Below are 11903 nucleotides of genomic sequence, written 5' to 3'. Positions count from 1 at the left end.
CACAATGCACAATGCACAATGCACAATGCACAATGCACAATGCACAATGCACAATGCACAATGCACAATGCACAATGTACAATTAAGGATGATTTTCTTCGTTCCTCAGAAAATCTTTAATTTAAATTTAAGATTTTGGGTAGCAAAATTATCATTTAACTGTGAACTGTGAACTGTGAACTATGAACTGTGAACTAAAAAAAAGGGGGATAAGAATGGTTAATTATGATATTGTCGTAATAGGGGGCGGACCTGCAGGTCTTGCTGCTGCTGTAAAAGCTAAGGAAGAAGGTATTGATAGTATATTAATACTAGAAAGAGAAAATGAACTTGGTGGAATTTTAAATCAATGTATTCATAATGGGTTTGGTCTTCATACTTTTAAAGAAGAATTAACAGGGCCTGAATATGCTCAAAGATTTGTAGACAAAGTTGCGGAATTAAATATTGAGTATAAGCTAAAAACTATGGTAATTGATTTAAATAAAGATAAAATTATTACTGCAGTTAATGAAGAAGATGGAATTATAGAAATAAAAGCAAAAGCTGTTATTTTGGCTATGGGTTGTAGAGAAAGATCAAGAGGAGCAATTAGCATACCAGGAACTAGATGTGCGGGGATTTTATCAGCTGGTACTGCTCAGAAATTTGTTAACATGGAAGGATATATGCCTGGTAAAAAAGTTGTAGTATTAGGATCAGGTGATATAGGTTTGATTATGGCTAGGAGAATGACATTAGAAGGGGCTGAAGTAAAAGCTGTTGTAGAATTAATGCCTTATTCTGGTGGACTTAAAAGAAATATAGTTCAATGTTTAGATGATTTTGATATTCCATTACTTCTAGCTCATACAGTTACAGAAATTAAAGGAAAAGATAGATTAGAAGGAATAACAATAGCTAAAGTTGATGAGAAAATGAAGCCTATAAAAGGAACAGAACAATATATAGAGTGTGATACATTATTACTATCTGTTGGACTTATTCCTGAAAATGAATTATCAAAATATGCAGAAGTTGAGCTTTCAAATGTAACAGGTGGTCCTTATGTAAATGAGACAATGCAAACTAATATAGAAGGAATATTTGCTTGTGGTAATGTACTTCATGTTCATGATTTAGTTGATTTTGTTACTTTAGAGAGTTATCAAGCAGGGACAAGTGCTGCTCAATTTGTTAAAGGAATATTTACAACGGGAGATAGTATAGAAGTAGTTGCTGTTGATGGTGTTAGATATACAGTTCCTAAAACTATAAATCCTGATAATGTTGATAAATTTATCGATGTTAGATTTAGAGTTGGAGATGTATTTGAAAATAAATTTGTTTCAGTATATTTTGATGATAAAATAGAAATTCATAAGAAGAAAAAAGTTATGGCGCCAGGCGAGATGGAAACAGTTAAGATACCTAAAATGATGTTTGATAAATATCCAAATTGTACTAAAATAACTTTTAAATTGGAGGAGGAATAGGATATGGAAGAAAGAAAATTAATTTGTATTGGCTGTCCTCTAGGCTGTCCTCTTGACATTAAACTTGAAGAAGGAAAAGTTGTTGAAGTAGCAGGGAATACATGCCCTAAAGGTAAAGACTATGCTGTTAAAGAATGTACTAATCCAACTAGAATAGTATGTTCCTCTGTAGTGGTTAATAATGGTAATGTGGCTATGGTGTCAGTTAAAACTGAAAAGGATATACCAAAAGGAAAAATTAAAGAATGTATGAAATCTTTAAAGGGACTTGCTGTAGAAGCACCTGTTAAAGAGGGCGATATAATTGTAGAAGATGTAGCTGGTACTGGGGTTAATATAGTTGCTACTAGATGTATTAGTAAAGTACAATAGAAATATAATGCACGATGTACAATGCACAATGCACAATTAAGGTGGAAATTATTTAGCGAAGCTAAATAATTTCTTTAATCAATAAAATCAATAAAAAAACAAAAGATTAAAATAAATAGCAGTAGCTAGGTTTGTTTTTATACAAATTGAGCTACTGCTTTATTTACTGTATCTTAATTTTTGTATTAATATTTTAATGTATTAATGCTCAATTACAATGTATAGTTTGTAACGGAGGTTAACTTTTCTATTATTTCGAATTTTTTAAATTAAATTAAGATTCTCTGAGGAACGAAGAGAATCATCCGCAATTGTGCATTGTAAATTGTTCATTGTGCATTCGGTTTTAAAATAGTTTCTCAAAACAATCCTTACATATCAACGTTTGTCCTTTATTTGCGGAGATTGTGTTGTAGCTATTCAAAACTTTACCACAAATTTCGCAACATCCTTTTTCTATTATGGGTGTTGCTTTTTTCGGCTTTGTTTTATTAGAAGTTTTTTTGTTTGCAGGTGGTTCATAATCAATTTGTTCTTTAACAATACTATTTTTTTTAATTCCAAAAGTTAAATCGTAATCACTTTCACCAAAAAGTTCTAGTTCGAATCTTGGATTTTCAGAATCGTAATATTCTTCTATAACAAGTCTCCTTATTTGAGCATCATTTATGATTAAACCGCTTTTTTCTATTCCATCAAATATACTTTTTGGAATATTAGTTGTATCAGGATGTCTTTTTTTGCTCTTATAGTATACTTTTAATATAGCTATTAGAGACTGGGTTAAAACTATATTAGGGTTTTGACAGCGAGCTTCGAAGGCTATTTGCTCTTCATAAATTGCATATCTATCGTGATATTTACCAGATGCATATGGCAGTATACTTCTTCCAGATTTATTAGATAATTTAAAATTTGATTTAGTTATGGGGGAACCTTTAACTATTACTCTAGCATGATTTTTCATATTAACTTCCTTTCTAAGCTATTTCTATTATAACAAAAAAAATAATAGGTATATATAAATAGTTGAGTTATAATTCCTATAGAAATAAATTTAAAAGTATTATTATTGATATATAATTTTTTTAGTTATTTGACAAAAAGAGATATAATAAAATATAATTAAGCTGAATATAGAAAAGTTGGTGGATTAATGAAAAAAGAGATAAAAATTTTAGCTATTGAATCAAGTTGTGATGAAACAGCTGCAGCCGTAGTTGTTAATGGAAGAAAAGTGTTATCTAATGTAATTGCTTCCCAAATAGATATACATAAGCTTTTTGGTGGGGTTGTACCAGAGGTTGCTTCAAGAAAGCATATTGAAGTTATTAGTAAAGTAGTTAATGAAGCAATTTTAGAAGCGGATATTAAATTAAATGATATAGATGCAGTTGCTGTTACATATGGACCAGGACTAGTTGGTGCATTACTTGTAGGACTTCAATATGCTAAAGGCCTTGCTTATTCTTTAGATAAACCTTTAATAGGTGTTAATCATATAGAAGGGCATATAAGTGCTAATTTTATCCAGTACCCTGATTTAGAGCCACCATTTATGTGTCTTGTTGTATCAGGAGGGCATACTTTTATAGTTTATATGAAAGATTATGGGGAATTTGAGGTTTTAGGACAGACAAGAGATGATGCCGCTGGAGAAGCTTTTGATAAAGTTGCTAGAGCTGTAGGCTTGGGATATCCAGGTGGACCTAAAATTGATAAGCTTTCCAAACTAGGTAATCCTAATGCATATAAATTCACTAGGCCGAATTTTCATGGTGAAGATACTCTAGATTTTTCTTTTAGTGGTACAAAATCTGCAGTTCTTAATTATTTGAATAAAGCTAAAATGAAGGGTGAAGAAATAATTAAAGAAGATATTGTAGCTTCTTTTCAAAATGAAGTAGTTAACAATTTAGTGCAAAATGCAATAAAAGCATGTAAATTAAATGGATTAGATAAGATAGCTATAGCTGGAGGCGTTGCTGCAAATACGGCATTACGTGAAACTATGACAAAGAAAGCAAATGAAAATGAAATTACAGTTCTTTTTCCTGAAATGAAGTTATGTACTGATAATGCAGCTATGATAGGAAGTGCTGCGTATTTTGAATTTGAGAATGGCAGAAGGTCATCTTTTGATATAAATGCAATTCCAAATTTAAAATTAGGGCAGAGATAATAACCTATTTGATTATTTTTATAAAAGAATGTATTATTATAGTATAGAATTAGTGACGAATAGTCATAAATGGAGTGGATTATATGGCAAAAGGCGATATAGGAAAAGCACAGCAGAAGAAAAATATAAAAAGAACAAATCTATTAGAAGCTGCATATGAGTTGTTTACAACTAAAGGTATTAATGAGACAGCTATAGATGATATAGTAAAAAAAGCAGGTGTGGCAAAAGGTACTTTTTATCTGTATTATAAAAACAAGTATGATATTGTTGATAGGATTGTTTTAAATAAAAGTTCTGCTGTTTTAAAGCATGCTATGGATAAAGTAAATCATGAAGCAATGGATAAAGAAAAGTTAGACTCAGAACAACTAATACTTTTTTTAGATAACATTATAGACTATTTAGATCAAAATAAAACGGTACTGAAGCTAATACATAAAAATTTGACATGGGGCTTTTTTGAAAAAGTTCTCCATGATCAGTATAGAGAAAGTGCCAAAGAAATACATGAAATGTTTGATTTGTTTATTACTTATCTAAAAGAAAAAGGTAAAGATGAAAAAGAAGCTATAAAGATTTTTTTTACTGCTCTTGAACTTACAAGTTCAATAAGCTATAGCTCAATAATAAACAAAGAACCTTATGATATTAATGAAATGAAGCCTATATTGTATAAAACTGTTCGGCTGATGATTGAAAATTAAATTATAATGATATTCAAAGTAGAGTTAAAACAATTTGTTTTAGCTCTATTTTTTTATTGTAAAGGAAATATTAATATTTATTTACACAAAAGATATGAATTTTTTATTAATGAAATTCAAGAAAAATAATTTTATTTAAAGAGTAAAGGGGAGTAAATAGATGAAATTTGGAATAAAATTAGAATAATTTAATGAGCGAGGAGTATATGGATGATTATAGATAAAGCAAATGTTTACATTTAAATTACATTTGTTTATTTAATGGTATAGATAAAAAATATTAACAAATGCGCGAGATGATTATAAAAGATAATATTGACTGCTGGTCATTTTAGTATATAATAGTCTTTAGTAAACTAAAAAAATGACGAAGAGTCAATTGCTATTTATATTATAGGAGGAATTTTGTATGAAAAAAAATTGTATGTCTAAAAGAGTTGTATGTATCGTAGTATTGGCAACTTTTATGAGTGCGAATACTGTACTTGGAGATAATTTAGTTAAAAAGGATGAAACAGTATATGTTACTTTAGATAATAATGGTGATGTTACTAATGAGATAGTAAGTGACTGGTTGCACAGCGACGAGCTAGGTGTAGAAATAAAAGATAAAAGTATGCTTCAAAACATTGAAAATTTGAAAAGTGATGATGTTCCTGAAGCAGAAGGAGAAACTCTTATTTGGAAAAATGATAGTGGAGATGTTTACTATCGTGGAGATGCAGAAAAAGAATTACCTTTGGGAGTATCAGTTAAATATTATCTAGATGGAAATGAAATAGAAGCAGAAGAACTAGCTGGACAATCTGGAGAAGTTAAAATAAAAGTTGACTTAACAAATAAAGAAAAACAAGTAGTAACTATAAATGGTAAAGAAAAAACAGTTTATACACCATTTACAACTGCTACAGTTGTAGATTTACCTTTAGATAACTTTAAAAATGTAAAAGTTAATGAAGGAGAAATTATTTCAGATGGTAATAATCAAGTTATTACTTTTGTATCTGTGCCGGGATTAAAAGAAAGTTTAGATTTTGATTCTTTATCAGAAGACTATGATATTGATTTACAATTAGAAGAGTCTCTTGAAATAACTGCAGATGTTACAGATTTTGAAATGGGACCAATAATGATTACAGCTACTCCTGATTTGTCATTATTAGATGATTTAAAAGAAGCTAAATCTTTAGATGATTTAAGAGATGGAATAGATGAATTAAATGATGCAAGTCAACAATTGTCAGATGGAACTATAACATTACTTGATGGAGAAAAAGAATTTAATTCACATTTTGTTGACTTAAATTCTGGAATAGGTAAGTTAAGTGCTTCAAGTAAAGAATTAGGAGATGGAGTACAACAATTAGCCCAATCAGCAAAAACTTTAAATGAAGGTCAAGCTGAGTTTTATAGTAAATTCGGTGATCTTTACACTGGAATAAATGCTTTTGCGGCTAATGTAGGACCATTAAGTGATGGAATATCACAATTATCAGCAGGAGTTAAAGAAGCTCAAAGTGGAGCAACTCAAATTGCAGATGGAACAACACAAGTTGTAGAAGGTAGTGCAACTATAAAAGCAAGTACTGATGCACTTTATGCAGGAAGTACTAGTTTAGCACCTGGTATAGAAGATTTAAGTACAGGGTTAAGTACAATGGATACATCAACAGGGCAACTTATTGCAGGACAGAGTCAAGTTGATGCAGGGATAGAAGGTAGTTTAAAAGGAGTACAAGACTTAATAGTAGCAGTAGGGGAAACTAATCCTTTATATGAATCATTGAAAGCAATAGAAGCAGTATTAATAGCAACAGATGCAGGTGCAGACGGAGTAAGTGCTGGGTTAAGTCAATTACAAGCAGCTGAAAAAGCAGCAGTTTCTGGGGCGGATCAATTAGCTACAGGTGCTAGTCAACTTGAAGCAGGTCTTGGTCAATTAGATGCAGGCATAACTGAATTTGATGAAAAAGTTGGAGAATTAAATGCAGGTGCTCAAGCTGTTTCACAAGGATTAGACAAAATAGTAGAAGAAGGAATTAATCCATTAGCTCAAAGCGTACCAGCCCTAATAACTGGAACTACTGAACTTCAAGATGGTACAAAACAATTATATGAAGCTTCTTCTATGATTACAGATGGAACTGCAAAATTAGTTAATGAAGGAACAGATCCTTTAAATGCAGCAGTACCAGAATTAGTAGCTGGGGTTACAGAATTAAATGATGGTTCTAATCAACTATTAGATGCTTCAAATAAACTTTCAGAAGGTTCAAAAGAACTATCAGACAACATGGTTAAATTTAATGAAGAAGGAATTCAAAGTTTAAGTGATGAAGTAAGTGAGTCAATAGACACAGTACAAGACTTTTTAGATACAAAAGATAAATTATTCCAGCTTAGCGAAGAATATGGAACATTTAGTGGACTTGCAGATGGAACTGAAGGAAAAGTCAAATTTGTTATCAAAACTAGTGAAATATCTAAACCGGAAATTGTAGAAACAAATACAGATGCTACTGAAGAAGAAGAAAAAGGATTCTTTAATTGGCTTAAAAATATTTTTAGCAATGATGATGCTAATGTTGATCAGACTGCAAGGAGGTAATAAAAATGAAAAAATTTGCAGATTTTATTGCACATAAAAGAATTTTAGTTTTAATTGTTGCTGTGATATTATTGTTACCAGCTGCTTATGGATATTTTAACACACCTATTAATTATGATATATTGACTTACTTGCCAGAGGGTTTAAATTCGGTAATGGGAGAAACTATTATTGCAGACGAATTCAATGATGCAGCTACATCCATGCTTGTTGTAGAAGGTATGGATACTAATGATATAGTTAAGCTAAAAGAAAAAATAGCTAAAGTTGATAGCGTTGAAAAAGTTATTTGGATAGATGATGCTTTAGATGTTTCAGTACCTGCTGAAATATTGCCAGATGATTTTAAGGATATATTATTTCAAGAAGATTCTACTATGATGATAATAAAATATACAGGTCAAGCATCAGATGAATCAACTTTGAATGCAATTTCAGATATAAGAGGATTGTTAAATGAGCAATGTTTTTTAAGTGGTATTTCTACTATAGTAAAAGATACTAAGGAATTAGCTGATAAAGAGGCGCCAATTTATGTAATGATAGCAGTTATATTGTCAATAATAGTTCTATCTCTAACAAATAAATCAGTATTTATACCGTTTATATTTTTGTTATCAACAGGATTTGCTATTATATATAACTTTGGAACAAATATGTTCCTTGGACAAATATCATATATAACGAAATCACTAGCAGCAGTTTTGCAGCTTGGAGTTACAATGGATTATTCCATTTTCTTGATGCATAGATATGATGAAGAGTTAGAAAATTTCAGTTCAAAAGAAGAAGCTATGTCTCATGCAATTACTAAAACATTAGTATCAATATCAGGTAGTTCTCTAACTACTATAGCTGGATTTTTAGCTTTGTGTGTTATGGACTTAACATTAGGTAAAGATATAGGTATAGTAATGGCTAAAGGTGTATTTATAGGTTTAATATCAACAATAACAATTTTACCTGCTTTAATTTTGATTTTTGATAAACCTATTCATAGATTTAGACATAGAACAGTTTTACCTACATTTGAAAGAACAGCTAAAGTGGTTACAAGTAAGTATGGAATTTTTGTTGGAATATTCTTACTAGCTTTTATTCCTGCTATTTATGGGAATAATCATACTAGTGTATATTATAATTTAGATGAATCTTTACCTAAAGATCTTCCATCAATAGTTGCTACTGAAAAGTTGAAAGATCAGTATAATATGACTACAACACATTTTATTGCACTTGATAGTGATATACAATCATTTAAGGTAAAAGATATAAGTGATAGGATTGAAGACCTTGATGGAATAAATAATGTGCTTTCTTATAGTCAATTAGTAGGACCGGGAATACCAGAGGAATTTATACCAGAAGAAATTATCTCTACATTTAAGAATGATAATTATCAATTGTTAATAGCCAATTCTGAATATAAAGCAGCTAGAGATGAAGAAAACGAACAAATAGACCAAATATATGCCATATTAGCGGATTATGATAGTAATGCTTATGTGACGGGTGAAGGGGTTCTTACTAAAGATTTAATAGAAATTGCTGATTCTGATTTTAAACGAGTAAGTATAGCTTCGATAATTGCTATATTTGCCATTATAATGGTAGTGTTCCAGTCTGTTACTATACCAATTATTTTAGTTATGTCTATTGAACTAGCAATATTTATTAATATGGGAATACCTTTTTATACAGGAAGTACAATACCTTTTATAGCATCCATCGTAATAGGGTGTATTCAGCTAGGAGCTACTGTTGATTATGCTATTCTGATGACAAATAGATTTAGAGAAGAAATTAGAAATGGATTTGACAAAAAAGAAGCTGCTAGAATAGCAGTACAAGGTAGTGCAAGATCTATTGTAACCAGTGGATTAACTTTCTTTGCAGCAACTGCAGGAGTTGGTATCTTTTCAGATATGGATATAGTTAAATCTTTATGTACATTGCTTGCAAGAGGGGCTTTAGTTAGTATGGTGATAATCGTATTTATACTTCCTTCATTATTATTAGTTAGTGAAAAAGTTATAAGTGTTACATCACTTCATTGGAAAGATAAACCAAGTATTAAAAAAGCTATAAAAGCTCGTACTGCAGATAATAATTAATTTTTATGTAACTTGTTTTCTCTATCTTAAGTAGAATAATTATGAGAATAATTATAGGTGGAGGATAATTTGAGAACAATAAAAATTGGTGATAGAGGAACAGATGTTAAAAAACTACAAGCTGTACTTAATAAAATTGGATTAAATGCTGGGTCAGCTGATGGAATATTTGGTAGAAAAACAGAAATGGCTATTAAAAGATTTCAAAGTTTTTTTGGTCTTGAAGAAGACGGGGTAGTTGGCCCACAGACTTGGGATAAACTATTAAAATATTATAGAGGGTATGATGTTTATAGGGTACGAAATGGAGATACTTTATGGAAAATAGCAAATATATATTATAGTGATGTAGATGCTATTTTAATTGCAAATCCTGATTTGAATCCATTTAATTTAATCGTGGGTATGGAAATAAAAGTCCCATATATGATAACGGTAGTTGATACAAATGTTGATTATACTTATGATATTATGGAAATGGATTTGAAAAGTTTGGTTCAATTATATCCATTCTTAAAATTAGAGTCAGCGGGAGAGAGTGTGCTTGGGAAGAAATTGTATTATATAAAATTAGGAAGGGGACCTAATAAAGTATTTTATAATGGTTCACACCATGCATTAGAATGGCTAACAACTCCTGTACTCACTAAATTTATAGAGGATTTTTCTAGAGCTTATGGAAATGAAGATAAACTTGGGGGATTTGACCCAGCAGAAATATGGGAAAAAAGTACAATATATATAATGCCTATGGTAAATCCAGATGGAATAGATTTAGTATTAAATGGACTTAAAAAAGATAATCCATATTACAATGATTTATTTAAGTGGAATAATGGAAGTAGTAATTTTTCAACAAATTGGAGTGCTAATAATAGAGGCGTTGACTTAAATCATAATTATGATGCATCTTGGCAGGAATCTAAGGATTCAGAAGCGGCATATGGTGTTTATGGGCCTGGACCAAGAAAATATTCAGGACCGGCTCCTGAATCAGAACCTGAGACTAAAACAGTTGTTAAATTAACAAAAAAAATTTTACCTGAGCTAGTTCTTGCTTATCATAGTCAAGGAGAAGTTATATATTGGAATTATGAAAATATGGCAACGGATAGAATGAAGCAGATAGGAGAGGAACTAGCTAAGGAAGCAGGCTATAGTTTAGCAGAGACATATGGAAGTGCATCTTACGCGGGATATAAAGATTGGGTTATTGAGAAATTCATGAAACCAGGATATACGGTAGAGGTTGGTGTTGGAATTAATCCTTTGTCTATTAGTCAATTTGACAAGATTTATAGAGATAATATTGGATTGTTGCTTAGAGCGGCAACAATAACTGGAGAATAGTTTATAGTTCATAGTGCACAATTCACAGTTTATAGTTCACAGTGTTAAGTTTATAGTGAACAGTTAGCATTTGATGAAGAGATTTTTTAGTGAGGCTAAAAAATCTCTTTTTTTATATAATTTTTGAGAGAAAACAGCTTATTATAGGATATAATAGTAATAGACTATGTTTTAAAGAATTGCTGATTTATAAGTATTGTTATATAAATAGCTTTAATGTACAAAATATTTACAATTTGTAATTAGCAATTTACAAATAAAGTGGATTTTGCCACGCAAATTCTAAAACTTAATTAAATAATTAAGTTTTAGAATATTATTGACAGTGGACAAAAATAATAAAAGGATGATAAAGTTATGGCAATTGTAAAAAGTAAAGAAAAATCGGTACATAAAAAGAGAAACAAACTAATAGGTAATATAGTTATTACGTATTTATTTTCAGCATTTATTCCTTTGACAGGATTTTTGTATATCAATTATGTTTATTATATACAGCTTATATTGGTAACGGTAGTAATAGGTTATATCCAGAGAAATATTTTTAAAATAAAAATACTTAATTATGGGATTAAAGGCGAAAAAATAATAGCTAAAAGATTAAAAAAGCTTCCAAAAGAATATTCTATTTATAATGATATTACTTTATGGGATGGGAATATGGGCGCTCAGATAGATCATTTAGTAGTAGCTCCTTATGGAATTATAAATATTGAGACTAAAAACATGAAGGGTGAAATAATCGGAAAAGAAGAGGATGAGAAGTGGACACAAAAGAAGTTGGGCAAAAAAGGAAATGCATATTATAATAGCTTTTCAAATCCATGTGTACAAGCACTTAATCATGAAAAAGTTATTAGAAACTTTTTAAAAAAAGAGGGTTTTAATAACTATATAGATATTAATTCTCTAGTAGTATTCAGTGAAGGTGACGGATTTAAGTTAAATGTCATAAGCAAAAATATAGCAGTAATTAAAGATAGTGAAATTAAAGAATTTATCCAGAATAAACTTCAAAACAAAAATAATATTAGCAAAGAAGCAATAAAAAAACTTTTAGTAGCATTAGATTATAGAATTGAAGGTAGAAAATAA

At 30.1% G+C, this 11903-nt stretch carries 9 protein-coding genes; 8 read left to right on the top strand and 1 reads right to left on the bottom strand.

Annotated features, from left to right (window positions below; all coding sequences use genetic code 11):
- The first annotated feature begins 215 nt into the window (after positions 1–215).
- A complete protein-coding gene (locus tag ACVHXK_RS09760) occupies positions 216–1475 on the top strand; it encodes an NAD(P)/FAD-dependent oxidoreductase (RefSeq protein ID WP_461206202.1) in 1260 nt (419 codons plus the stop codon).
- A gap of 3 nt (positions 1476–1478) precedes the next feature.
- Positions 1479–1847: a DUF1667 domain-containing protein gene (locus ACVHXK_RS09755; RefSeq protein WP_461206201.1), complete on the top strand. Its 369-nt coding sequence runs from the start codon at positions 1479–1481 to the stop codon at positions 1845–1847.
- A 346-nt stretch (positions 1848–2193) separates the two neighbouring features.
- On the opposite strand, the gene ACVHXK_RS09750 is transcribed toward ACVHXK_RS09755, so the two are convergent.
- Positions 2194–2814, bottom strand: a complete 621-nt coding sequence (locus tag ACVHXK_RS09750; protein ID WP_461206200.1) for a RusA family crossover junction endodeoxyribonuclease — start codon at positions 2812–2814, stop codon at positions 2194–2196.
- A 189-nt stretch (positions 2815–3003) separates the two neighbouring features.
- Here ACVHXK_RS09750 and tsaD point away from each other — a divergent pair, with 189 nt between their 5' ends.
- The 6 genes from tsaD (at position 3004) to ACVHXK_RS09720 (ending at position 11903) form a co-directional block, all read left to right on the top strand.
- Entirely contained in the window at positions 3004–4029 is a 1026-nt protein-coding gene (tsaD, locus tag ACVHXK_RS09745) for a tRNA (adenosine(37)-N6)-threonylcarbamoyltransferase complex transferase subunit TsaD (protein WP_461206199.1), read from the top strand.
- A gap of 83 nt (positions 4030–4112) precedes the next feature.
- Positions 4113–4736: a TetR/AcrR family transcriptional regulator gene (locus ACVHXK_RS09740; protein ID WP_461206198.1), complete on the top strand. Its 624-nt coding sequence runs from the start codon at positions 4113–4115 to the stop codon at positions 4734–4736.
- 409 nt (positions 4737–5145) lie between these two features.
- Entirely contained in the window at positions 5146–7344 is a 2199-nt protein-coding gene (locus ACVHXK_RS09735) for a methyl-accepting chemotaxis protein (protein WP_461206197.1), read from the top strand.
- Between the two features lie 5 nt (positions 7345–7349).
- A complete protein-coding gene (locus tag ACVHXK_RS09730; RefSeq protein WP_461206196.1) occupies positions 7350–9458 on the top strand; it encodes an efflux RND transporter permease subunit in 2109 nt (702 codons plus the stop codon).
- A gap of 69 nt (positions 9459–9527) precedes the next feature.
- Entirely contained in the window at positions 9528–10808 is a 1281-nt protein-coding gene (locus tag ACVHXK_RS09725) for a M14 family zinc carboxypeptidase (RefSeq protein WP_461206195.1), read from the top strand.
- A 357-nt stretch (positions 10809–11165) separates the two neighbouring features.
- A complete protein-coding gene (locus ACVHXK_RS09720; RefSeq protein WP_461206194.1) occupies positions 11166–11903 on the top strand; it encodes a nuclease-related domain-containing protein in 738 nt (245 codons plus the stop codon).

This window comes from Clostridium sp. DL1XJH146, from assembly GCF_054819755.1.
This window is presented reverse-complemented; position numbering and strand designations above follow the sequence as displayed.